Origin of the sequence: Pseudomonas rossensis (assembly GCF_039888995.1) — a bacterium.
Lineage (GTDB): Bacteria > Pseudomonadota > Gammaproteobacteria > Pseudomonadales > Pseudomonadaceae > Aquipseudomonas > Aquipseudomonas rossensis.
On the sequence record NZ_JBBWCB010000029.1, the window covers coordinates 1 to 25947 of the forward strand.

Below are 25947 nucleotides of genomic sequence, written 5' to 3' on the forward strand. Positions count from 1 at the left end.
ACACTTTTTCGACTTTAGCGTCGGGTCGCATCATGACGTGCTGGCTCCAGAGAGAAAACGGAGTACAGCTTCGGGGATCAACTGCTGGCTTTGAATGTGGGGTTCATGGAGCGGTTACAAATCACCGGGCAAAAGCACATTCAGTTGAACCAACTCCTCGGATTAATGCGGCTCCACCGATTGCGTGCTTTCCGGGGGGCAGAGGAGAAACCAGATAGCCATTTTTCGTAATCTTCGTCTTGCGGGAGCCACCCATCCTGACGCGCCATTTCAAAGTCGAATGTGGAAATGCCTGGCGGATCTCCCCTCAATCGCGATTTATAGCGTTTGTTGAGTATTTCGCCGTGGTCTCCTTGGCGCACATTGCTCCTTGATGACCCCGTGAAGCATATAGATGACTTTCGAGCTCTTCAGCTTGTAGAGGTTCTTGCCGCTTTCCGACTCGACGGGCACCAAGTTGTTTGTGCAATGGAGGATTCTGCTCTAGCAGAGTTGATGTGCCGGCGGTTACTGAATACCGCAGAACAAGGAGGGCTACGTTATGACATTGACATTGGCCCTGAAGGCTCGACAACTATTTTGGCCAAAATTGAAATCCCACCGCTACCTATAGGAGTGTTGCGCCACAGTTCTGGCCTTCAGGTGGTTAGTTAGCTTCAAAGTAAGAGCACAATAGATTTAAAAAGGAACAGATCGGTTGTCCCGTGCGGACGTGTCACGTAAAAACAAATCTGTTCCCTTTTTCACTAATATGTTATTTTATTATCATCCAGGAAACGCTTGATCTCATGAGCTGTGACAAACTTGGTAGCGTAGATATCTGATGCGCCGTTCTTTCGTTTTATGCCAAGACTAATAACGCCCGCCAAGCAGCCTCCAGGTACTTGGTATACCGGTCCCCCACTCGTTCCCTTATCGTAGAATCCTGTTAAAAATTCAGTCGATTCTCTACGTTCACTGTCCGCTTGCACTGCAAAATTTGGCGACCCATAAGTATAGGTCGTACCTTTTGGCAACGCGGACGACACAGAAACCATTTCACCAGGTTTAACCGGCTTGCTGCAAACAGGAATGAGGGTCTTGAGTGGGGACGCTACTGATTCATCTCCAATCACTCGAAGTACTACCAGATCCAGTGTTGCCGGATCGTTGCCAGCCACTACCTTCGCACTTAACCAGTGCCGGCCGTTCCCGACGCGGACTATGCTGTCAAGTGGCATGTCGCTGAATAAGTGGGAGGCTGTGATCACCAGATCGTTTGAAATCCATGAGCCTGAACCTTCGGCCTTAATTCCTGGTGCAACGATCTGTATTTTTAACAACCGTTCTCCAGCCAGCAGGTCAGATTCCGAAATATCGACATTGGAAATGTCACGAGTTGAGCTGCAACCGCCAATAATGAGTAAGGCAACAAACAAGAAAGCTTTCTTCATGTATCAACCTGAGAATGGGATTTTAATAATTTTGCTGGTGGTAGGGTGTTAGAAAATTTCTTGTGCATGTTAATTCGATGCTGTGCAGAGACCGCTTCGAGCTTGACAAGCTGACACTCAACGTCAACTCGCGCCAGAGTAGCTTAACGCCACCACTTCGTCCATGATTACTCTTAGTCGAACTCCCATTTGTTTAACCTTATATTGAGCTAATGCCTATTCGCTCGTCTTGCTGCCACCCCAGCCAGTTCCTCCTTGAGATGGCAGGAAAGACGAACTCATCTGTTCGCTGCCGACCTTCAACCCTTCGTCTTATTTTTGCGCATCAATCTCTCGCCTGGTTAATACAGCCGAGATAAGTCGCTGTAGCGTAAAAGGCCAATCCCGAACCTGGTAGATTATCCACTCGCCACTTTTCGGTTCCCGATGAATCTCGACGTATCCTTTTATAATTTTTCCATCGATTACAAAGGGGTCATAGGATCCTTGGAAAACGCCTGCATTGGGCGAGCCCATTGTTACAGCACCATGAGTGAATTTATTTCGAAGGCCAAACAAGAAGTCCAACTTTTTTCTATCGTCCGCTATATAACCAAGAGCTGGGTAAGCAGTGTTCGGATCGCCACCTTTAACTCCCCTTACAATCAAGATACTGCCATACAATTCGGCACGTTCATCTGGCGTTAATATATTCCTTACAAAATTATAGAATGACATTCTCACCCCATAGATCGACTGATATTCAGCATTGAAATGCTGAGCAATCGCTACAGGGTCGGCGTTTGGTGGAGTAGAATCTACCGCTTTTTCACGCTCATCAGCCGTCTTTTTGGATACGATCCATTCTGAAAATGGCACCCATTCAGCAGGCTGCCCCAACAAATCGAAGCAGGTGAGCAAGAGGTAGTACATTAGTGCGTCAAAATAACGCCATGGATGTGTCCACCCCCTCTCGCCTACATGCTGTAAACGTTTAAGGTCATTGAAGTGGTGACGTAGTTCAAAAATCAGCTCAACGTGTTCCAAGCGCTCACGGGTGAGTTTGCAAACTTCATCGTCTTTTATTATTTCCATTGAGACCTTCGGTGTAGAGAAAATTTTAAGGCCACTTTCGGGCTTATGAGAAGACTGAATCTAAGTTAAACCACTAAGTAGACACCTGCCTCAATTTCCACTTGTGGCCGATCCGGTTGAAAAGTCACTACACGTTAAGAGTTCGCTCACAGAATCCCCCTCCGAAGAAACATCTCACAAACTCACCCAGCCTTCCCCTCTCCCTCGACACCTTCAGCAGCAAGAGCTTTTCTTATACGAGAGTGAACAGCGTAAACCTCTAATAACCCCAAAACGATTAGATCCAAAATTTTACAACCCACCACTTTCAAGCCCTTAAGAAGCCACCAAAGATTCTGTGCAACGAAAGAAACGCCGCGAAAAGAAATTTGTAAAAACCAGAGCAGCCAAGACCTCGAATTAAGAGCCGCCTCACCAACTATTGAAATCGAAGCAATTGAAGCCTTTCCTCCCGCAAGAAAAGCAATCAAAAAAAACACAAACAACTTGTAATGCTCCTTCTCCTTATTAAGCTTTACCCTCTCAGTCAAGCCTACCATTCTTTGATAATAATTTTCCATCCGCTTATTTTGTTTCTCACCAGGAATAAGCACCTTCTTGCCAATGTCACTCGCATCTACATAAAATGATACTGGCAAAGAAGCACACATATCTGACAACTCGCCTTGCTTGCCGCATACTATATTGTTAATCGCGTCTATATCAGATAAGCCAATCAAATTAGATAGCTCAAAACTGGAAACGCCCAGCATATAATTTTTATCATAATGTACTCTAGCAATCTCCCCCAACACTGCGCCTATCTTCCCACATAATTCTTGGGACAAAACAACAGAATCAGAGTGACAGATCTCCTTAGCCTTTCGATACGAATCTTGGTAGTAACTTATCTGTACATCAAAATTGCCACCCGCACTAGTCAATGCATCCTTACTCACTCGCACTTGGTTATCCACAACCAAATAAACACACCCAACCAACGCAACAGCACACCACACATGCTCATAATAGAACTTGAATTTATGGCTTTTAAAAAAACTGGCAATTATGATCATCACCGCCCAGCCAAAAATAAATAACAAGAAAAATACAATGGCCGCAATATACGGCGACCCCAAATCCCCTTGCAGGCCATAGTGAAATACCCTTGGAGGGTCAGGCATATTCGGCATATACCCAAGTACAGAGGCCACTCCCGGCACCAGAAGCACTGTTATTGTTATAAAGCCAGGAACTCTTCCCAACACAAAACCTGCACGAATCGCAGCCAAAAAAGTAGCCAGCACCATTAAAAAGCACCCCCCATTCAGAATATTAAGACCCTGAGTGGGATCCAGATTCAATATAAGATAGGGGAGGTTAGGATCATAGATATTATTAAGAGCGCCAAAAAGATGAACTCCCTCAAGATTAATACTTAACCAATACGCAACAAGCCGAGCGACCTCATAGCAAGGTCTAAAAAAATCAATCAAAAAGTTCATATATACTCGCGCCGCTCCTGCGCAAAACTCAGACAGATTATTAATCTGGTCGGTTGATACCATTCGCCAACTCAAAATCTCCCACTCCGACTGTCGCTCCGAAACCATAGCGACAGCCCGAAGCCCCCTCCGCAACCCGAAACAAAATTCACATAATGTTGACGATAAAAGGGCCGCTGCGGGCAACGCAGTACCCATCTTTGACGATGAAACACTCCATGCTGTGGCTGCCCGCATACAGGGTGCTTTCCTGTTTTTCCAAACGTCCGGCCTGCACGACACCTTCCTCGAAGCCGCCGCGTAACCCACGAAGTTTGCGAGCATCAAGACCAGTGTTCACTACCTGCCAGTAAACTTTATATGGATACTGGATATCGGTCTGAGCATGGAAGACGAGCTGAGCGTGTTTAGGTAACGCGGAGTCGTCACTTCCAACCGTATATGGACGGTGGCCGTTGCGCGTAACCGTCATGCCTGATACTGCCACGGAACCTTGAGCCAACTCGCGCCAGACCATTGGCTTACGATGTGGCGCATCCAGAATCCTTCTAACCTTGTTGCTGATACAGCCTTTCGCCTTGCTTAAGCCCCCCAGGAGACTGCCTGTCGCCGTCTGTTTGGCTACTGCCGACTCCATAAGAGAACGCCCCATTCGCGGTGCAAGGGTATCTACAAAAGAGTCCGCATCCATCGTCCGGGCCGCAGCTTCAAAGTCGGTTCGCGCCATGGCGAGCCAATCATAGAAGGCATCTTTCTTCTCCGGAGTCTCCTCCCATTTGTCAGCGAAATTCTCGCGTGGGTCAGTGGGATTCTCGATCCAGTACACGCCGTCTTTGATAGCGATATAGCTGTCCATGCCTAGTAGAATGCTCTGCAAAGCTCCACCAGTCGTGACTTCCTGGTTATACGCATGCGCTGCCAAAGTTGTGAGGATGATCGAGATAGGCCGAATCTCAGGCTCTTCGCTGAAGCGCATGTCTCGGTGGCGTTTCAGTATCTTGATTGCAGCCTGCAGAGGCGTCCTGACCCTATGCTCGGGAATTTCCTCTATCGAGGCCCGCTCGTTCAACGCCATGGCCTGTCGCCTGGCATTGAAGACAATCTTCATCCTAGATCGAAACCACTCAGAGTAGCCCTTTGGGTTGCTACCAGGCCAATCCTCGCTGTGCTGGTGGTAGTTGTGGTGCTCCCGATCAGTAATTGCCATCGCTTGATCGGCTAGTGTAATGCTACGGCCTGCGGCCTCAATCAGAGATCGCTGCCTGACTCCATCAGGGAGCGCTGGCAAAACATCCATGTGAAACTGGGCATCATCTGCATAGTTCAATGTCCAGCACCGACGCGCTTCCTCTGGTGATTCCATGTTTTTGGACCGGGCATAATCCTTGAGCTCAAGGCCGAGTAACTCTTTCAGCTGGAATTGAGTGTATTGGCGCTTGGATGCATCCACTTCACAAACAATATCGAGGTCGTAGTCTTCCTTTTCATCCAGAGGTTTGATCACTGTCCCCAGTCGAAATGAGCCTTGGGGGTAAATCGTAGTTTCTTGCTGAGCGAAGCGAGAGCCTGGCCGATCCAGCCATTTGCCAACAGACTTATAGCTTCGCTCGGCGGCTTCATAATGGCTGGGGGGAATCTCCAGCGCATTCGCCAAGTCATTAAGCATCTGCTCTGCTTGAGTGGTGGGAGCTACTGGCGTGAATGTCTCTAGCTTCATGACTTAGGCCTCATGCGACAGGGTTAAGCCACGCTCATAGCGGCTAGGGTTTTGCTGCCGGTTGTACAGGGTCATAGATAACGCACCTTTGACCTGAACCCGCCCCAACGCAATGGCACACGATACCGGCAGCGTGCCAAACAAATGGACATGGGCCTCATGCCCATGTACGCGCTCGATATGACTCAACAGTTCCCGGAAAGACCGCATGAAGTCCTCTACATCGTCGTGCGCCTGGATCAGATTGGGATTTACCTCTGCTGCGGAGAATTTATAGAGCGGAGCTGCAGGCAATGAATTGCGCACGAGGTCTTCGTGAGTGGGAAAGGACAGCTCACATAGCACCGCAATATCGCCCCCTCGCTGCTCGTAGGAACCGGACAAATGCTGATAGCTAAAGGCAGGTGCAGGAAAGCGGCGATTCTTGGGCCAAGACCATGTCGCTGCATCTCGATCGTACTGCCGGATTTGCGCTTCGATTTCATCGGACAGAGGAACCCGGCCAGGATTGAGCTCGAGCATATAGGGTTCGAAGGGCATCGCTTTGCGGGTATCAGGAATCAGGTTGCCCAAAAGTGCTAGGACAGGAATAGAAGCAAGCCCAAAGAGACTGAAATGCTCGACCTGATTGAGCCTTACGAGAGTGCTCTCAAGGACTTTGCTTTCCAACTCACGTTGAACCTTCTTTCTTGCCATCGTCCAGAACTCTGGCGAGCTATCGAGCGTGTCAACCTCCAACAGGCTGAGCAGATCTATATGAATAGGATGGTTGAGGGCTGGCACCATGTCGGCGTTGACAATTGCCATGTTGATATCGTTGATATCCAACGGTTGCAGTCGCGACATGCCAACGGCTGCGCTGATGTAAACGGCAACACTTTGAGGCTTTTTCGCGAGATCCATGAGGCGTTGTACTAACACCTCATGGTCGTGCTTAAGCTTCATCAACGCATCGGTGGGAAACAGCTTATCCCCACGCTGTCGATCGTCGATGATCTTGTGACAATCCCTACATAGCAGCAGGTGATTCTCGATCTTTTCGGCTAGAGAGGCAGACTGTTTGGAATCGCCGCGCACCCCGCCAGTTGAAGACGCAATCACATGGGCATTTTCGGCTAGGTTGTAAGCTCGCCACCCAGAAGGGTCACGGCTCAGATCGACATTGCAGCGTTGGCAACGCCCGCCAGCGCGCCCCCATAGCAATCGCTCATCGCCCTGCTTCAGATCTCCGTTTCGACCTTTTCCAACTGGTGTTTTCGCAGAACTCTTGCGAGGAGTCCTACCTGTCTTTGTCAGTGGGTTATCCTGCACAGCTTCCACTCCATGACCTGTATATAAAAACATGATGGCACATCGTAGCACCTACTGCGGGTGATATGGGAACCCTGCATAATGTAGAGGCCGAACAGGAAAAGTCGCGGCAGATCCAGATACTGAACGTCCAAAATCTGGCGAAGGCATGGCTGTTGTATTGCGTCGTGCGCAAAGACCGCAAAGAGATTGCATGCAGGACTGACCAGTTTTTTCTTATCCGAAGATCACCATCTGGTGTCCACACTTTCCGTTGGTTTGGCTCGACGGACTGATTGATAAACCAGCTAGTGTTCGGTCGAGTAGAATAGGAAGGTCCCTGATTTAAATGACCAAAACCATGGTTGTTGCGATGCGCCGTGTCGCGACTCTATCCGACTCGTCACTTGGCCGAATGCTGCCTTTCGCGAAGGGCAACTACCGACCGATTCTGTTGAAAAAGTAGCTCCCCCGTCTGACCTTCGGCAAAATCTCAGCATTGGCCAGCAGGGAAGCACGCAACATGATGGGACAGTTATCGAGTGGGCAGGAGCGGCTGTTTTACTCGTTCAACCTTGAAGATCACATTCCAGCCACTCACCTTCTGCGCAGCATTGATCGGTGTCTCGATCTGAGCGACCTGCGCCATTACCTCGCCGATTTCTATAGCCCGATTGGGCGTCCGTCGATTGATCCCGAACTGATGATTCGCATGCTGATCGTAGGCTATTGCTACGGCATTCGCTCAGAGCGGCGGTTGTGCGAAGGCCCATTTGAACCTGGCGTATCGCTGGTTCTGCCGGTTGAGCCTTGAAGACGAAATCCCCAACCACTCGACCTTTTCCAAAAATCGACACGGCCGTTTTCGGGACAGTGATCTGTTTCGCTGGTTGTTCAATGAAGTGCTGCGTCGCTGCATGGACGCCGGTCTGGTCAAGGGCGAAGGCTTTGCCGTGGACGCCAGCATTATCAAAGCGGATGCGAGTCGACAGCGCGGCGTACCGGGAGATGAACCGGTCAACTGGAGCGATCCGGCCCTGAGCACCCGCGCCGTGCGTGAGTACCTTGAAGCCCTCGATGAAGAGGCTCTGGCCGAAACGCTACCGAAGCGCCTATCGCTGACTGATCCTCAAGCCCGCTGGACCGCTGCTCCAGGCGGCCCAGCGTTCTTCGCCTATTCCACGAACTATCTGATCGATACCGAACACGGCGTGATTGTGGATGTGAAACCCACACCGGCTCATCGAACGGCGGAGGTTGAGAGCACCAAGACGATGATCGATCGGGTCGAAGCGCAGTTCGACATCAAGCCGGAGCGCCTCATTGGCGATACCGCTTACGGTACAGCTCCGATGCTGGCCTGGATGGTGGAGGAAAAAGACATCGAGCCGCATGTGCCGGTGTGGGACAAAACCGAGCGCAAGAACGACAGTTTTTCGAGCAACGATTTCCACTGGAATGAAGAGGCTGAGGAATACCGCTGCCCGGCCGGCAACCCATTGCGCAGCGAATGGCGAGCCTTCAAGAATGAGTGTTCACACGTCACCAAAGCCAACACCATCATCTTCCGATCCCGGCAGACCGACTGCGCTACGTGTCCGATGAAAGCCAAGTGCTGCCCGAACACTGCGTTCCGCAAGATCGCTCGCAGCGTCCATGAAGCCGCTCGCGATGTGGCTCGGCGCATTGCAGCAACGCCGGCATATCAGCGCTCTCGCCACGAACGTAAAAAGGTCGAAATGTTGTTTGCCCACCTCAAGCGCATCCTGAAATTGGATCGCCTGCGGCTACGTGGCATGAGTGGCGCGACGGATGAATTCACGCTGGCGGCTGCGGTGCAGAACCTGCGACGGCTGGCCAAATTTTCATCTCAAGGGCCACCAGTCACGGGATAGGTGCGCCTGCACCAAGCAAAATACCTCAAACTAACCCACTAACAGAGCAGCAAAGGCCAACGAAGGTCCGAAAAACCACTCAATGTGGTGAGTCGGTTCTCCGGTGGTGGTCGTGCCTGGGTTCAGGCGATCTGAAAATCCGACTTTTTCAACAGAATCGGTCGATTGCAGCCCTTCGAGACAGGCAGCAGACGGCCAAGGGCGGGCGGTTAGCCTTCGAAATCCCGCCTCACCTTTCCAATAATACATATACCAATCACTCTGCTGAGCATCCCAAATGACGTCGGAGTGATCGCTCTATAGGTCGTTGCCTAAGCGGCTGGACCTCAAGAGTGCCGGTGATTGGGGGCGATGCCGTGATGAACTAACCTGCCCGTGCCTTAGCCAGAGACTTACGCCATAAGACCCACAGAGTAGACCCCGCGTGCGGCAGCATCATTATTAAAAACATCCCCCAGAAGCCGACCGCTCCACGCCCATATAGCGACGCGCCCGCGAAGATAGAGAGCAAAGTCAGCACGCCAAACCACCCCATTGATTTCCCTTTCACAATCATTCCTCATTGCATTTTGGTTAGAGCCTAAACGATTCCAACCACTCACTACAGTTTGCAGGTGATTGGCGGGGATTTGTGCCGTCTGATCCGCAGCTTTCGGCCAGGTGCAAAAGTCACCAATGTCAGCTTAGGGTCGTTCTCTGCCGGTCATCACTACGGCGTGTGCTGGTCAAATCGAATGTAAACGGTTGGTCAGCACGGATGCGATTGACTGGTCAGTGGCAATACAAATGGGTGGCCAAGTCCATGCAATTACGCAACGGTCAACCAACTGGTGGTCTGATCGAGGCTGATCTGTATATTGCAGAGCGCGTGATTGGCCTTCCAAGTCGTACAAGCTTTTCCGTTGCCCATACCAAGCGGCGGCGATGAAAATCTTCGGTACTTTCACACACTGAGGCCAATGCATCGGCACAAAGCGGAAGTCGATCCAGCTGCTTCTCAAAGCGAGATAGGGCATCGAGTTCGCGGCCGATCCGAGTTTTGCAGACACGTACTGGTTTGCCAGGTAGTGCTCGAATTGAACGGGCGCACCCAATGATTTTTTCTGCGAGAAGCGTATCCAACTCAGTGAACGGATTACCTGGTTGCCGGTGTCCCCTATGAGCGTCAATCTTGCCTAAATGAGCCTTAAGCCAATGCAGATCGTTGCGGTACAACCAACTGTAATCTTGGCATTCATGTGCAAGGGATGTCAGGTAGTGGCTCGCAAACCGCTCACGTCTCGTCTCGCGAACCCTCACGAATTTCAGCTGCTTCCACCTCTCGGGCCCTCCTGAAACAGCTCGAATCGAGCGGTAGACTGTTGCTACTGACAACCTTGTTGCGCGCGCTATTTCCTCAGTTCCAGATCCTGTAATGGCTCTCTCCCAGACAGCCTGTTCAGTTCGCTTTGAAACATGCGGGCTTTGTGTCGATTGCCGTGCCGAATCTTTGGTGACGCTCGCGTGCAGCCCCTCAGTGCAAGGCGCCTTTTTTAAACACCTCGGAGGGATGCATGACGGCACTCCATTGGCACGTAGAACACTGGAAAGGTCGAGACCGAAAGCACTCGCAAGCATCAAATATTTGAGGGGATGATGCGTTCCCCTCGGCTTGCGCAAAATCTTGGTTACCCAACATGCTGGCAGGCTATCCAACGTCTCTCTCAATATGAGGAACTCTCCACTCGCGGGGAAAGTTTCCAAATAGCTACCTAAGTGGCGTCCTAATTGGCCCAGGCGCAGCCGACCCGAAGTTGAAGCTAATCCGAGCTCAATGGCCCCCCTCAAAAAAATTTCGCGAATCAGGCTTACAGATTGAGGTGGAGCATTTGCTTGAAGTACACGCAGAGAGTTCTGGGAAATGGCGAGTAGGCTGCGACGTTGACGGTCGGTGACCTGTAATGGAAGTGCGTGCGCTTGAATATCCTCATCCTGAGGTAAATAGAGCTTCCTAGGCCCTCTGGCCAGCCAGTGATGATCTACTGCCATTAGAGAGCTCTGGTCATGAGGACAGATCCATACGCCTGGCAATTGGTGCACGCGATGCCAATATGCCGTGCCGTAGTCACTGACATCTGTAGTCAAACAGGTTGGGCAAAAGCGCGTTCTTGAAGTTATTTCCAAGCGGCTGGCGATGAGCCCTAGTTTGAGCTTAAGACCAATCCCTCCCTGATAGGCCATTTGAAGCTGGGCGTTGACGAGCTGATGCTCAGTTAGAAAGGGTTGGTAGTACGGCAGTTGCGTATGACGCGCAATGATTGAATCTAGGCCAAGGTTCGCGCCCGATGGCAACGCCTGCACCAGGTCAACCAAATGGCACGGAAATGGGAGGTCACGTGCAAAGCTACCGTCGCCTTGGGCTGCGTCGAACACAGCAGCCCAGGATCCTAATCCAGATAGACGAACGTACCTCGAAAGAAGGCTGTGTAGCGTTTCATCGGGGCAGGCAGCAGGAAAGAAATGAAATACATGATCCATTTCAACCTCACAAACTACACCTTTCGATACTGTGGACAGAATTCGAACACATCAGTGTTCAACCAACCTTCTTCCTTTAACTTCTGCAACGGATCCTCATCCTGTGCAATCTCAGCCGATTTTGTTGATGACCTCGAGGAGTCCACCGCAGCCGGTTTGGTTTTTGGTGTGTTCAAGACTGTCTCTGAGGGAGTATCCAAACGAGGGACGGGTGTAATACTGCGCAATAACGCCAATCGATCCATTACCTCGTTCGCGTCCAGAGTCATCATGCCTTGCAACTGATCATCAATCGGTAGTAGATCCTCAAAACGACTTAGCTGACGAGGATCTCTGCTACGCAAAGCCGAAAGTGCCGGCTTCAGGATCTGCATCTTGGTGTCAGACACGCGTCTAAACGTACTGGCCGTAAGACACTCCTCACGTCTCTGAATGGCTAAGCGCTGTCCAAGTATCAGCAGCTTCACTAGGAAGTCAGTAACACCCTGAGTCAAATCGTAGAGTACCTCGAACAATTCATCAGTCAGGGGGCTGACTTCACGGCACCACTGGTACGCCCATAAAGACTCAACCAACATTTTCCAAGCCGGATCATCTTTCTCAAACCGCTGAAATTCGATCACGCCGAGACCACACCCTCGCCTGGCATTTCGAAGCACATCAGAGAAGAGGCTAATCATCGAGTTGGTGCCGATGAACACTACCGGGATACCAATGGAATTGATCAGATTGACGAAGAAATTGAGCATGTTGTCTTTACCGCCTGTTCGGGCGGAGCGCAGATGCTGAATTTCATCAATCAGCAAGGCGCCGACGAAATACGTACTCGCCACCTGCTCCATGCGCTGAATGAGATCAGGCAATCCATTCCGAGCACGATAGCTGTTTGCATATCGATCCTGCCCGATAGCCTGATCTACAGCACGAAAGAACGCCCGACACAAACCACTGAGCGAACCATCGAAAGGGCAGTCCAGTTTCAGCCATGTTATTTGTGTCTGCACAAAAGAACGCCCGTCATAGCGCTGATGGAGAATCGTTTGTGGGTACAGCCGGAGGATCGACTCAAGCGCAGTGGATTTACCAATTCCGCTCAACCCAACAAGACTGAAGGTGGTCGCGGTAGAGCGAAACCCGTCTGAGCCTCCTCGACTCGTGGAGAGTGAGTGCAAATGTCTGACCGTCGTCGTAGACATTGGATTGCGCCCCACATAACCACTCCGAATCAATGATGAAAATGCAGACTCCAATTCAAGATGAATCGGGAGTGGTTGCACCACGGAACGCAGACGATCGATGCAATGAAGTCTGACGGATTTGTCGAGCTGCCGCTCCTCATCTACCACCGGAGGGAAATGCGAAATCAGCGAGGCGGCATCAGTCTCGCAAAGAATTGGAGGCAACGCCTCGATAAGCGGGTTCCCCTGAAACTCCAGAACAGGAGAGCCTTCGTACTTCGCGAAATCCTGGACACTCCGATTCATTTGCTACCTCCCGGGCGGAGCCGACTGAGCAGATCAATTACTTCAGCACCGCGGGTACCGGCATAATTTTCAGCAACACCAACACCCGCTTTCGAGGCCAGACCATTCTGATTTGCGTTAGCTGCTCTCAAGTCTTCAGGCACTACCGACTCCGAGCGTTCCTGCATGCGCTCGTGGGACCTGTTGTTCCGAATGTTGCCAAGCTTCTGCGATTTCGGTCCTGTTTCGATCGTTGATTTCTTCTCTTTCTCCGCATTAGCCACAACGCCTGAAATTGTCGCGTCAAGAGCGACACGACTCGCCAGTTTGGTGTACTTGCGCTCAGGAGATTCCTGTTTAACAACCGCCAACATGTCGATTACTTCCTCGAAGCGAACGCCGTGATAACGCTCCTCAGAGTTTCGAAGATCACAACGTATGAAGTGGCGATCTGGGCCTTGAATCCAAATATGTTGAGTACTATTGGGGTCGTACCAGCAAATGATGCTGCTGACGCCCCTATGTCGCGCACGAGCAAACCAGTTCTGTTCAATGGCCCAATCGCAAACGTAGAACATTCCCTTAAAATTGACTCCGCCTTTCTGAACTGAACCATTGTCTCGGGGCAGCAGGTGCAGATAAATCAGCTCCTCCGTCTGAGTATTGGCTTCAATTCGGTCATTTTTCAGTGCCCAACCCCATATCCCCATCGGGGTAGGCTCGACCTGATCAGCAATCATCTCTTTAAGGAGTCGAGCTGGCTGACGGTTATGGTTGTTGTAATGAAGAATCCCTTCAATAACGATCTTCGTAAATTCGGCTAGATTCAGCGTGGCATCGAGTCGGTAGTCACGCTCACCCCTTTCTAGAATCCGCTTACGCACAGCTCCAGGAATCCAGTGAATTTGCGTCGTGGTATTTAGAACCTTGAAGGAGCTTTCCACGATCGCTTTCCAATCTGGACGATAAGGAGGTGCTATGCCCAAATTGATGCGTAAACCTGAGACGAGCCCCTCCGCTGCTTGGCCAAGCATCTCACCACGATCCGCAAAAACTTCATGTGGCAGATGGTGACAAGGCCAGTCGGCAGCTTCAATTTCAACGCCATTAGCTGCACAAAAATCTACCTTTGATGTGAACGCGTTGTAGAGAGCTTGGCGGGCACCGTTCCAACTTGGCCCCTCCAGCCCCACAAATACGCCAGCGATCATTCCCGAAAAAGTGTCGATAACGACGTACACAACTGGACGGCCAATGATCCAGTTGCGATTATAACGACTGACGAGATAGACATCTGCAACCGTGGCATCGATCTCAAATAAATGACATGGCCCTCGCAAGCCTTGCCAAACCGTACCAGTCAGAGGCCGGTGATCTTTTTGCCAGTTACGCTCACCACTGCGACCTCTCAAAACAGCGATATCGTCAAACGCTTTGTGACCCCAGTAAGCAAACTGCCTGGCTGTGGGCAGCTCGCTGGCGGGAAGCAATGGAGCGTCGTCGCCTTCGTCGCCCAGCATCGGTTTTACCGTATAAAACCGTCGGAGCATTTTTATGTAGGCATCAGAGATGGTCCCTACAGCTCCTTTTGCAAATAAAGCGAACCCTGTCTTGATGCAACTTTTGTCGGCCTCATCGAGCACCTTCGATTGCGTAGAAGCTTTCACTCCCTGAAACACAGCGGGACGTCCGGGCTTTTGTCCCTCACGATACTGTCGCGGCTTGCCGGGGGCCCCTGCATTAACTCTGTCTGCCAGCAGTGCGTTACGCACCTGCCCACTCATCCAGTATCGATACAACAAGCGATAGATGGTCTTCTTTGGTATTCCAAGTTTTACAGACTGATCGCTCACCATTCGCCCCATGGAATCCGGCTGAAAAATCTCATCAGGAGAATCAGAGTCGACCAGCGATTGAATACGGGCCCAGTTGTTATCCCGGAAAGCCTTCTCTTTATCCGAAAGGTCTTCCTCGGCCTTCAACATGTAGGTTGGGGGAGTAACCGAGAGGGACTTGATATTGCCGGAGGTTAGCCAGCTTTTCAGCTCAGACAACCGCATAACCCATGGCCGTTTGGGCGAACGCTCAATAGTCATCAACACAATCTGATCGCTGCGTTTATCAACCCATAGAACCCTCACTGGGCCCTTCAGTAGATTGGGTTCGGTCACTGCCTCAAGGACATCATTCTTCCCAAGATCTGCCATATCAACCGACCTTCAATTCGTGGTCATGATTTTTGGAGGGCCATACGACTTTGATTGCCGGCAACGTACTTTTCATGGAAAACCGTTCAGCAGTCAGGTCCAAAACGATGTGTTTATGCCAAACCAAATGCATGAACATTGCTTTGGCGTCGGTGTACGGAATGAACAATGCGCCCGCTATTTGCCGTAATACACGGTCAATTGGCCATTGATACTCACGCACACGAGCGAGCTCCTCCAGAAATGATTCGGTCAGTGGACGTTGCTGAAGATGCCGTTGGAGGGTCGCTGCTTTACGTAGCCAGTCGAGATTCTGGATCAGGGTGGTAGGGAGGTCTTTCTCAGTGACGATGTTCCAGTCCACACCTCTACCGCTCCAGTAGGCTCGTTCGATCTCAAACTTTTCCAGGGTACGTTCAAGTCCTTTGCCAGACTTCAGCGACTCTGTGTATTTGAGCGTGCGTGCCGCTAATCGCGTGCTTCCATCGGGCTCTAGGATGGTGAGCAGAAAATCCGTCGTCATCACATAAGGCACCTTCGTGCCCAAATAAACGGGATAGCGAATATTCAAAGCATGGGCAATCGACTGAACTGTAGATACCGGCAGGAGGGGATATTGCTCACGTATGTCCAACACCTCCGGGGAAAACTCGGCTATGAGTAAATACCAGTACTCAAGATCAGACAGCAGGTGATGGATCCGATCAACCTTTGCCCCCTGCACCTTACGTGAGCGGCCGTGAGATGGAACGTCCTGCACGCGCAGCCACGGCACATACAGCTCCTGACTTCCTTGCCCAAAGCCTTTTTCGATATGCCGATCAATATCGGACTGCGTCTTAAAGCTACGACCACGCAAGCCAACCTCCCATGCCTTCTGCGACCTCCACATATCCTCGAAAATGGAATGTGCATAAAAAGTCCTAGGAAAATATCAGTGCTGTGAATAAGTCTGAGTACCTATACAGACTAACCTTCTAGCAAGATCACAACCCAAAATCGGACATATGGTGGAGGACATAAAAAAGAAAAATCCCCTGAAATCAGGGGCTTTGGGCATTGTGTCAAAATATATTGTCTGGTGTCAGAATATTTTGTCTGTTGTCAAAATCTATTGTCAAAAACCAACAGGCTTTTCAGGTCTGTGGATAACTCACTCTACCGTCACCGACTTCGCCAGGTTACGCGGTTGGTCAACGTCGGTACCCTTCAACACGGCAACGTAGTACGAGAGCAACTGCAGGGGAATGGTGTAGAGGATCGGCGACAGAATGTCGTGAATGTGCGGCATTTGCACAACATGAGTGCCTTCGCCATTGGTCATGCCGGCCTGCTCGTCTGCAAAGACGATCAGCTCGCCGCCACGGGCGCGGACTTCCTGGAGGTTGGATTTCAACTTCTCCAGCAGCTCGTTGTTCGGTGCCACGGTGACCACCGGCATATCGTTATCCACAAGCGCCAACGGGCCGTGTTTCAGCTCGCCGGCCGGATAGGCTTCAGCATGGATGTAGGAGATTTCCTTAAGCTTGAGCGCCCCTTCCATTGCCACCGGGAATTGCGCACCACGACCGAGGAACAGGGTGTGGTTTTTCTCGGCGAACAGCTCGGCGATTTTTTCGACGGTGCCGTCCATGGCCAGGGCTTCGCCGAGGCGGGTTGGCAGGCGACGCAGTTCTTCAACCAATGTGGCTTCGACGCCTTTGGCCAACGTGCCGTGAACCTGACCCAGGGACAAGGTCAGCAACAGCAGACCGACCAACTGAGTGGTAAAGGCTTTGGTCGAGGCCACGCCGATTTCGCGACCGGCCTGGGTCAGCAGAGTCAGATCGGATTCACGCACCAGTGAGCTGATGCCGACGTTGCAAATCGCCAGGCTGGCGAGGTAACCCAACTCTTTGGCGTTACGCAGGGCAGCCAGGGTGTCAGCGGTTTCGCCGGACTGGGAGATGGTCACGAACAGGGTGTCGGCCTGCACCACCACCTTGCGGTAGCGGAACTCGCTGGCGACTTCGACCTGGCACGGGACGCCGGCCAGTTCTTCGAGCCAGTACCGGGCAACCATGCCCGCGTGGTAACTGGTGCCGCACGCGACGATCTGCACGTTGCGCACTTTGGCGAACAGCTCGGCAGCCTGTGGACCGAACGCTTGCACAAGCACTTGATTCTGGCTAATGCGACCTTCCAGAGTGCGCTGCACCACGGCCGGTTGCTCGTGAATTTCCTTGAGCATGAAGTGGCGGAATTCGCCCTTGTCGGCGGCTTCGGCGCCATCGCGGTACTGCACCGATTCACGTTCGACCACTTGGCCGCTCACGTCCCAGATCTGCACGCTGTCGCGGCGAATTTCGGCGATATCGCCTTCTTCCAGGTACATGAAGCGGTCAGTGACCTGGCGCAGGGCCAACTGATCGGAAGCCAGGAAGTTTTCACCCATACCCAGACCGATGACCAGCGGGCTGCCGCTGCGGGCGGCGACCAGACGATCCGGCTGCTGAGCGCTGATGACCGCCAAACCGTAAGCACCGTGCAGCTCTTTGACAGTAGCCTTCAGGGCCACGGTCAGATCAGGCAGATCCTTGAGTTTATGGTTCAACAGGTGAGCAATGACTTCGGTGTCGGTGTCCGAGGTGAACACGTAACCCAAGGCTTTCAGTTGCTCGCGCAGGGCTTCGTGGTTCTCGATGATGCCGTTGTGCACCACCGCCAGATCACCGGAGAAATGCGGGTGAGCGTTGCGCTCGCACGGCGCACCGTGAGTGGCCCAGCGGGTGTGGGCGATACCCAGGCGGCCGGCCAGCGGTTCTTCGGCCAGCGCCAGTTCCAATTCACTGACCTTGCCCGGGCGCCGCAGGCGCTCAAGCTTTTGGTCATTGGTGTAGACCGCTACACCGGCACTGTCATAGCCACGGTATTCAAGGCGCTTCAGGCCTTCGAGCAGGATGGCGGTGATATTACGTTCTGCAACTGCGCCGACAATTCCACACATGCTATTTCTCCTGATTGACAGCCGCGAGGATCAAGTTGATTCCGCGGGCCTGAATCTGATCCCGTGCCTCAAGCGGCAGGCGATCATCGGTAATAAGGGTATGGACGCTGCTCCAGGGCAGCTCCAGGTTGGGAATCTTGCGGCCGATCTTGTCGGCCTCCACCATGACAACCACTTCCCGGGCGACTTCAGCCATGACCCGGCTCAGTCCCAGCAGTTCGTTGAAGGTGGTGGTACCGCGAACCAGATCGATGCCATCGGCACCGATGAACAACTGGTCGAAATCGTAAGAGCGTAGTACCTGCTCGGCCACCTGCCCCTGAAAGGACTCGGAATGCGGGTCCCAGGTGCCGCCGGTCATCAACAGCACCGGCTCATGCTCAAGTTCACTCAAGGCATTGGCGACATGCAGGGAGTTGGTCATCACGACCAGGCCCGGCTGCTGGCCGAGTTCCGGAATCATCGCCGCCGTGGTGCTGCCGCTGTCGATGATGATCCGCGCATGCTCACGAATTCGTGTGACGGCAGCGCGGGCGATGGCTTGCTTGTATTTGGACACCGGTTGACCAAGGTCGGCCACCAGCTCTTGAGGCAGGGTAATCGCTCCGCCATAACGGCGCAGCAGCAAACCATTGGTCTCAAGCGCCGCGAGATCCTTGCGGATTGTAACTTCTGACGTTTCGAAGCGCTTGGCCAGCTCATCCACACTGACTTCGCCCTGCTCATTGAGCAAGGCGAGGATGTTGTGACGGCGTTGAGGTGTATTGCGTTTCGACATGATTTGGTAAGTTTCGATCCGAAAGATAACGGAAGTAATCAAAACCTATTGCCGAAACTTCGTCAAGCCAGCATCAGAAAAAAGATTTGTGGATAACCCATAAAAAGATCGCAGCCTTCGGCAGCTCCTACAGGGCATTTGTGCTCACCCTGTAGGAGCTGCCGAAGGCTGCGATCTTTGATCTTTTCAATCTGTGGATAACTCAGCTCTTCTTGATTTTCTCAGGCCGCTTCCAGCCATCGATGTTCTTCTGCCGCGCACGGCCCACGGCCAACTGCGCGTTATCCACATTATGCGTAATGGTCGAACCAGCAGCAGTGGTCGCACCCGAAGAGATATCCACAGGCGCAACCAACGAGTTGTTGGAACCGATGAACACATCTTCACCCAGCACGGTTTTCCACTTATTGGCACCATCGTAGTTGCAGGTAATGGTGCCCGCGCCGATGTTGGTACGCGCGCCGATCTCGGCGTCACCCAGATAGGTCAGATGACCGGCCTTGGCGCCCTCGCCGAGATGAGCGTTTTTCAACTCAACAAAGTTACCCACATGTGCTCGTGCTTCCAGCACGGTACCTGGACGCAAACGGGCGAACGGGCCGGCATCGCTGCCTTCGCCGAGAATCGCGCCTTCGATGTGACTGTTGGCCTTGATCACCACACCTTTGTGCAGGGTGCTGTCCTTGATCACGCAGTTCGGGCCGATCACCACGTCGTCCTCGATAACGACCTTGCCTTCGAGGATCACGTTGATGTCGATCAGCACGTCGCGGCCGACGGTGATTTCACCGCGCACATCGAAACGAGCCGGGTCACGCAGGGTCACGCCTTGAGCCATCAAACGACGACCGGCGCGCAGCTGATAGTGACGCTCAAGCTCGGAAAGCTGCTTGCGGTCGTTAGCGCCCTGCACTTCCATGGCGTCATGCGGTTGCTCGGTGGCCACTACCAGACCGTCGCTGACTGCCATCGCGATCACGTCGGTCAGGTAATACTCGCCCTGGGCGTTGTTGTTCGATAGACGGCTCATCCAGCCACCCAATTGCGCGAACGGCAGCGCAAGAATGCCGGTGTTGCCTTCAGTGATCGCTCGTTCGGCTTCGTTGGCGTCTTTCTGCTCGACGATGGCTGTCACCTTGCCGTCGGCGTTGCGGACGATGCGGCCATAGCCGGTCGGGTCGTCCAGCTCTACTGTCAACAAACCCAGTTGCTGCGGCGCTACTTGCTTGAGCAGACGCTGCAGGGTCTCGACTTCGATCAATGGCACGTCACCATAAAGAATCAGGACGGTGTCGGACTGAATGAAAGGCACCGCTTGAGCAACCGCGTGGCCAGTCCCAAGCTGTTTGTCCTGCAGGACGAAATTCAGATCATCAGCCGCCAGACGCTCGCGCACTGCATCGGCGCCATGGCCGATCACTACGTGGATGCGCTGTGGATCAAGTTGCCGGGCGCTGTGGATAACATGGCCGAGCATCGAGTTGCCGGCAATCGGATGCAGAACTTTCGGCAGTGCCGAACGCATGCGAGTGCCCTGACCAGCAGCGAGGATAACGATTTCTAAAGACATGACTGGCTACCAATCCTGGGTGGTCAGCGGCTGCGACCAGGTTATGAATATCTAAAAAGAAAAAAGGGTAGCCGAGGCTACCCTTTTTAATCAATCGCACAACAAGCGGTGGCCTATTAGTGGCCGAACTTTTTGCGGATCTGCTGGACGGTGCGCAGCTGAGCTGCGGCCTCGGCCAGACGTGCGGCAGCAGAACCGTAATCGAATTCTGCACCACGGTCATGCAAGGCCTTCTCGGCAGCCTTAACGGCTTCCTGAGCGGAGGCTTCGTCCAGGTCGGCAGCACGTTGCACAGTGTCGGCAAGTACCTTGACCATGTTCGGCTGAACCTCGAGGAAACCGCCGGAGATGTAATACACCTCCTCTTCCCCGCCCTGCTTGATCAGGCGGATCGGGCCCGGCTTGAGATTAGTGATCAGCGGCGCGTGACCCAGGGCGATACCAAGATCACCCAGTGCACCGTGCGCAACCACCATCTCGACCAGGCCGGAGAAGATTTCCCCTTCCGCGCTGACGATATCGCAATGGACTGTCATAGCCATCTGATTGCCTCAACCTAAATTAGCGCCCGTTGCCGGGCGCCGGGATTACAGTTTCTTGGCTTTCTCGATCGCTTCTTCGATGCCGCCGACCATGTAGAACGCTTGTTCTGGCAAGTGGTCGTAGTCACCGTTGAGGATGCCTTTGAAGCCAGCAATGGTGTCTTTCAGGGAAACGTATTTACCCGAAGCACCGGTGAAGACTTCAGCCACGAAGAACGGCTGCGACAAGAAACGCTGGATCTTACGAGCACGGTTTACCAACTGCTTGTCGGCTTCCGACAGCTCGTCCATACCCAGGATCGCAATGATGTCCTTCAGTTCTTTGTAACGTTGCAGAACATACTGTACGCCGCGAGCGGTGTCGTAGTGGTCCTGGCCGATTACGTTCGGGTCCAGCTGGCGCGAAGTCGAGTCGAGTGGATCGACCGCTGGGTAGATACCCAGGGAAGCGATGTCACGGGACAGAACGACGGTGGCGTCCAAGTGGGCGAAAGTGGTCGCTGGCGACGGGTCAGTCAAGTCATCCGCAGGTACGTATACCGCTTGGATCGAAGTGATCGAACCGTTTTTGGTCGAAGTGATACGCTCTTGCAGAGTACCCATCTCTTCGGCCAGGGTCGGCTGGTAACCTACTGCGGAAGGCATACGGCCCAGCAGTGCGGATACTTCAGTACCGGCCAGGGTGTAACGATAGATGTTGTCGACGAACAGCAGAACGTCGTTACCTTCGTCACGGAACTTCTCGGCCATGGTCAGGCCGGTCAGTGCTACGCGCAGACGGTTACCCGGCGGCTCGTTCATCTGACCGTAAACCAGTGCCACTTTGTCCAGAACGTTGGAATCCTTCATCTCGTGGTAGAAGTCGTTACCCTCACGAGTACGCTCACCCACACCGGCGAACACGGAATAACCGGCGTGCTCGATGGCGATGTTACGGATCAGTTCCATCATGTTTACGGTTTTGCCTACACCGGCACCACCGAACAGACCGACTTTACCACCCTTGGCGAACGGGCAAACCAGGTCGATAACCTTGATGCCGGTTTCCAGCAGGTCGTTGCCGCCCGCTTGTTCAGCGAAGGTTGGCGCAGGACGGTGAATGCCCCAGCGCTCTTCGGTGTCAATCGGGCCAGCTTCGTCGATCGGGTTGCCCAGTACGTCCATGATCCGGCCCAGGGTCGCTTTACCGACCGGTACGGAGATGGCTGCGCCGGAGTCCTTGACTTCCAGACCGCGCTTCAAGCCTTCGGTGGAACCCATCGCAATGGTACGAACCACGCCGTCGCCCAGCTGTTGCTGAACTTCCAGAGTGGTCCCTGCCGCGCTTTGTACCAACAGCGCGTTATAGATGCTCGGTACGCTGTCGCGTGGAAATTCCACGTCGATAACGGCGCCGATGATTTGAACGATACGTCCGCTACTCATAGCTGGATCCTCTGAATATTTGAACCGTTAAACCGCGGCAGCGCCGCCGACGATTTCCGAGATCTCTTGGGTGATCGCAGCCTGACGCGCCTTGTTGTAGACCAGCTGCAAATCGCTGATCAAATCACCGGCGTTGTCGGTAGCGTTCTTCATCGCGATCATCCGCGCAGCTTGTTCAGCCGCGTTGTTCTCGACCACCGCCTGGTAGACCTGCGACTCAACGTAGCGGACCATCAAGCCGTCAAGCAGCTCTTTGGCATCCGGTTCGTAGAGATAGTCCCAGTGATGCTTGAGTGATTGATCCGCGGTTGCCTCCAGTGGAATCAACTGCTCCACAGTAGGCTGTTGCGTCATGGTGTTGATGAACTTGTTGGACACCACGGACAGGCGATCAATACGGCCGTCCAGGTAGGCATCCAGCATCACCTTGACGCTGCCAATCAGATCATTGATCGACGGCTCTTCACCTAGGTGGCTGATAGCTGCAACGACGTTACCGCCGAAGTTGCGGAAGAAAGCCGCACCCTTGCTACCAACAACACACAGATCAATCTCGACGCCGTTATCGCGGTTTACCGCCATGTCCTTGACCAAGGCCTTGAACAGGTTGGTGTTCAAGCCACCACACAAACCACGGTCACTGCTCACTACGACATAACCGACGCGCTTGATTTCTCGCTCGATCATGAAGGGGTGGCGATATTCCGGGTTAGCGTTGGCCAAATGACCAATAACCTGGCGGATGCGCTCCGCGTAAGGACGGCTAGCAGCCATGCGCATTTGTGCCTTGCGCATTTTACTGACCGCCACTTTTTCCATGGCGCTGGTAATCTTTTGCGTGCTTTTGATGCTCGCAATCTTACTGCGAATCTCTTTTGCGCCTGCCATGTAACACCTATCAGGTTAGCAAGCGGGAGCCTTGCGGCTCCCGCTGCGGCTTACCAGGTTTGGGTGGCCTTGAACTTCTCGATACCGGCTTTCATGCCAGCGTCGATTTCGTCATTGAAGTCACCCTTCACGTTGATCTTCGCCATCAATTCGGCGTGATCGCGGTTGAAGAAAGCAATCAGCGCTTGTTCGAAGCTGCCGATCTTGGCGATTTCAACGTCAGTCAGGAACCCACGCTCAGCGGCATACAGCGACAGCGCCATGTCAGCGATCGACATAGGTGCGTATTGCTTCTGCTTCATCAGCTCGGTAACGCGCTGACCATGCTCAAGTTGCTTACGGGTCGCTTCGTCCAGGTCAGAAGCGAACTGGGCGAATGCCGCCAGTTCACGGTACTGAGCCAGAGCGGTACGGATACCACCGGAGAGCTTCTTGATGATCTTGGTCTGAGCGGCACCACCCACACGGGATACCGAAACACCGGCGTTCACAGCAGGACGGATCCCGGAGTTGAACATGGCCGATTCCAGGAAGATCTGACCGTCGGTGATGGAAATCACGTTGGTCGGAACGAACGCGGAAACGTCGCCAGCCTGGGTTTCGATGATCGGCAGTGCGGTCAGGGAACCGGTTTTGCCGGTCACTGCGCCGTTGGTGAACTTCTCTACGTACTCTTCCGAAACGCGGGATGCGCGCTCCAGCAGACGGGAGTGGAGATAGAACACGTCGCCTGGGTAAGCTTCACGGCCTGGTGGACGGCGCAGCAGCAGGGAAATCTGGCGGTAAGCCACTGCTTGCTTGGACAGATCGTCATAAACGATCAGCGCGTCTTCACCGCGGTCGCGGAAGAATTCACCCATGGTGCAACCGGAGTACGGTGCCAGGAACTGCAGTGCTGCAGATTCCGAAGCGCTCGCGGCAACGACGATGGTGTTAGCCAGCGCGCCGTTTTCTTCCAGTTTGCGAACCACGTTAGCGATGGTCGATTGTTTCTGACCGATCGCTACGTAGACGCAGAAAATACCGCTGTTTTTCTGGTTGATGATCGCGTCGATCGCCAGAGCGGTTTTACCGATCTGACGGTCACCGATGATCAGCTCACGCTGGCCACGGCCGACAGGAATCATGGCATCGACAGCCTTGTAGCCAGTCTGTACAGGCTGGTCTACCGACTTACGCCAGATCACGCCTGGAGCAACTTTCTCGACCGCATCGGTCTCGGTGTTGTTCAGCGGACCTTTGCCGTCAACTGGGTTACCCAGTGCGTCGACTACACGACCCAGCAGTTCCTTACCAACCGGAACTTCGAGGATGCGGCCAGTGCACTTGGCGCTCATGCCTTCAGCCAGAGACTGGTAAGAGCCCAATACAACGGCACCTACAGAGTCTTGCTCCAGGTTGAGAGCCATACCGAAGACGCCGCCCGGAAACTCGATCATCTCGCCGTACATTACGTCGGCCAGACCGTGAATCCGCACGATACCGTCAGATACGCTGACGACAGTGCCTTCGTTACGGGCTTGGGAGGTCACATCGAGCTTGTCGATGCGGCCCTTGATAATTTCACTTATTTCGGAAGGATTGAGTTGCTGCATTGCTCTGCTGCCCCTTCAAACTCAAGATTTCAATGCTTCGGCAAGGTTCGCGAGTTTGCCGCGAACCGAGCCATCGATTACCAGGTCGCCGGCGCGGATGACAATGCCCCCAATAAGGGATTTGTCTTCCTCGACTTGCAGGCGCACTTCCCGGTTGAGTCGTGCACTGAGAACCTTGGCGAGTTTGTCTTGCTGTTCTTGGTTCAATGCAAAAGCACTGGTGACTTCAACGTCTACCGATTTCTCTTGTTCGGCCTTGTACAGGTCAAACAGAGCGGCGATCTCCGGCAACAGCGGGAGACGGTCGTTTTCGGCAACGACGTTAATGAAGTTCTGTGCCTTCACATCAAACTTGTCGCCGCACACGTCAATAAACGTGGCGGCCTTGTCTGCGCTCGTCAGTCGCGGGGCCTTGAGCACGCGCTGCATGGTGTCGTCTTGCGACACTGCTGCAGCCAGGCCGAGCATGGCTGACCAAGAGGCCAGTTGCTGGTGGGCCTGGGCGTGCTCGAAGGCTGCCTTAGCGTAAGGTCGGGCCAACGTGGTCAATTCTGCCATGATCGCCCTCGCTTAAATTTCAGCAGCCAGTTTGTTTACTAGCTCCGCGTGCGCGTTTTGATCGATTGTGGCACCCAGGATCTTCTCGGCGCCGCCAACGGCCAGAGCACCCAATTGGGCACGCAGCGCGTCTTTGACACTGTTCAGTTCCTGCTCGATCTCGGCCTGAGCCTGAACCTTCACACGGTCAGCGTCGATACGGGCTTTTTCAACAGCCTCTTCGACGATCTGGTTACCGCGTTTCTTGGCTTGCTCAATGATTTCGGCTGCCTGAGCTTTTGCTTCGCGCAGTTGTTGACCCGCTTTATCTTGGGCCAACTCCAGGTCGCGAGCTGCTCGGGCGGCAGCGTCCAGTCCATCCGCGATCTTCTTCTGACGTTCGTGCAAAGCCGCGATGACCGGAGGCCACACGAACTTCATGCAAAACAGTACAAAAATGAAGAACGCAACGGACTGGCCAATCAGGGTTGCATTAATGTTCACGCCAACACCTCGCTCGTTCGTTGCACATCACACCAATTACTC

The 25947-nt window shown here is 53.2% G+C and carries 18 protein-coding genes and 1 pseudogene; 1 reads left to right on the top strand and 18 read right to left on the bottom strand.

The genetic code is table 11. From position 1 onward, the window contains the following. Nucleotides 1–746 precede the first annotated feature (746 nt). From WLY71_RS10480 to WLY71_RS10500, 5 genes are all read right to left on the bottom strand, one after another. Nucleotides 747–1433, bottom strand: coding sequence for a trypsin-like peptidase domain-containing protein (locus tag WLY71_RS10480; RefSeq protein WP_347803497.1), 687 nt, complete (start codon nucleotides 1431–1433; stop codon nucleotides 747–749). Between the two features lie 312 nt (nucleotides 1434–1745). After that, nucleotides 1746–2507 carry a hypothetical protein gene (locus WLY71_RS10485; protein WP_347803498.1) on the bottom strand — a complete coding sequence of 254 codons (762 nt, stop codon included), beginning with the start codon at nucleotides 2505–2507 and terminating at the stop codon, nucleotides 1746–1748. Between the two features lie 182 nt (nucleotides 2508–2689). After that, entirely contained in the window at nucleotides 2690–3991 is a 1302-nt protein-coding gene (locus tag WLY71_RS10490; RefSeq protein ID WP_347803499.1) for a hypothetical protein, read from the bottom strand. A gap of 148 nt (nucleotides 3992–4139) precedes the next feature. Beyond that, complete coding sequence (locus WLY71_RS10495; protein ID WP_347803500.1) at nucleotides 4140–5708, bottom strand: nucleotidyltransferase; 1569 nt, start codon at nucleotides 5706–5708, stop codon at nucleotides 4140–4142. Nucleotides 5709–5711: 3 nt separating this feature from the next. After that, complete coding sequence (locus WLY71_RS10500; RefSeq protein WP_347803501.1) at nucleotides 5712–7052, bottom strand: SAVED domain-containing protein; 1341 nt, start codon at nucleotides 7050–7052, stop codon at nucleotides 5712–5714. Nucleotides 7053–7521: 469 nt separating this feature from the next. Here WLY71_RS10500 and WLY71_RS10505 point away from each other — a divergent pair. Next, nucleotides 7522–8893, top strand: a pseudogene (locus WLY71_RS10505) (transposase). A gap of 819 nt (nucleotides 8894–9712) precedes the next feature. Here WLY71_RS10505 and WLY71_RS10510 read toward each other — a convergent pair. The 13 genes from WLY71_RS10510 to WLY71_RS10570 all read right to left on the bottom strand — a co-directional run bounded on the left by WLY71_RS10510 (nucleotide 9713) and on the right by WLY71_RS10570 (nucleotide 25905). Continuing rightward, complete coding sequence (locus tag WLY71_RS10510) at nucleotides 9713–11410, bottom strand: TnsD family Tn7-like transposition protein (protein ID WP_347803502.1); 1698 nt, start codon at nucleotides 11408–11410, stop codon at nucleotides 9713–9715. 14 nt (nucleotides 11411–11424) lie between these two features. Beyond that, a complete protein-coding gene (locus tag WLY71_RS10515) occupies nucleotides 11425–12894 on the bottom strand; it encodes an ATP-binding protein (protein WP_347803503.1) in 1470 nt (489 codons plus the stop codon). Further along, complete coding sequence (locus WLY71_RS10520) at nucleotides 12891–15080, bottom strand: Mu transposase C-terminal domain-containing protein (protein WP_347803504.1); 2190 nt, start codon at nucleotides 15078–15080, stop codon at nucleotides 12891–12893. The genes WLY71_RS10515 and WLY71_RS10520 overlap by 4 nt, the downstream gene beginning before the upstream one ends. Before the next feature lies 1 nt (nucleotide 15081). Next, nucleotides 15082–15939, bottom strand: a complete 858-nt coding sequence (locus tag WLY71_RS10525; RefSeq protein ID WP_347803505.1) for a TnsA endonuclease N-terminal domain-containing protein — start codon at nucleotides 15937–15939, stop codon at nucleotides 15082–15084. Nucleotides 15940–16233: 294 nt separating this feature from the next. Continuing rightward, nucleotides 16234–18066 carry a glutamine--fructose-6-phosphate transaminase (isomerizing) gene (glmS, locus tag WLY71_RS10530; protein WP_347803506.1) on the bottom strand — a complete coding sequence of 611 codons (1833 nt, stop codon included), beginning with the start codon at nucleotides 18064–18066 and terminating at the stop codon, nucleotides 16234–16236. Between the two features lies 1 nt (nucleotide 18067). Then, complete coding sequence (locus WLY71_RS10535) at nucleotides 18068–18847, bottom strand: DeoR/GlpR family DNA-binding transcription regulator (protein WP_178084143.1); 780 nt, start codon at nucleotides 18845–18847, stop codon at nucleotides 18068–18070. Nucleotides 18848–19046: 199 nt separating this feature from the next. Then, nucleotides 19047–20414, bottom strand: a complete 1368-nt coding sequence (gene glmU, locus WLY71_RS10540; protein WP_347803507.1) for a bifunctional UDP-N-acetylglucosamine diphosphorylase/glucosamine-1-phosphate N-acetyltransferase GlmU — start codon at nucleotides 20412–20414, stop codon at nucleotides 19047–19049. Between the two features lie 116 nt (nucleotides 20415–20530). Next, complete coding sequence (locus tag WLY71_RS10545; RefSeq protein ID WP_008155716.1) at nucleotides 20531–20956, bottom strand: F0F1 ATP synthase subunit epsilon; 426 nt, start codon at nucleotides 20954–20956, stop codon at nucleotides 20531–20533. A 45-nt stretch (nucleotides 20957–21001) separates the two neighbouring features. Continuing rightward, a complete protein-coding gene (atpD, locus tag WLY71_RS10550) occupies nucleotides 21002–22381 on the bottom strand; it encodes a F0F1 ATP synthase subunit beta (RefSeq protein WP_309675973.1) in 1380 nt (459 codons plus the stop codon). 27 nt (nucleotides 22382–22408) lie between these two features. Continuing rightward, complete coding sequence (gene atpG, locus WLY71_RS10555) at nucleotides 22409–23269, bottom strand: F0F1 ATP synthase subunit gamma (protein ID WP_283182329.1); 861 nt, start codon at nucleotides 23267–23269, stop codon at nucleotides 22409–22411. A gap of 50 nt (nucleotides 23270–23319) precedes the next feature. Continuing rightward, nucleotides 23320–24864 (bottom strand): F0F1 ATP synthase subunit alpha, encoded by a 1545-nt coding sequence (gene atpA, locus WLY71_RS10560; RefSeq protein WP_033059681.1) that lies wholly within the window; start codon nucleotides 24862–24864, stop codon nucleotides 23320–23322. A 21-nt stretch (nucleotides 24865–24885) separates the two neighbouring features. Then, nucleotides 24886–25422 (bottom strand): F0F1 ATP synthase subunit delta, encoded by a 537-nt coding sequence (locus tag WLY71_RS10565; protein WP_008155712.1) that lies wholly within the window; start codon nucleotides 25420–25422, stop codon nucleotides 24886–24888. Nucleotides 25423–25434: 12 nt separating this feature from the next. Then, complete coding sequence (locus WLY71_RS10570) at nucleotides 25435–25905, bottom strand: F0F1 ATP synthase subunit B (protein ID WP_008027535.1); 471 nt, start codon at nucleotides 25903–25905, stop codon at nucleotides 25435–25437. Nucleotides 25906–25947: the final 42 nt, after the last annotated feature.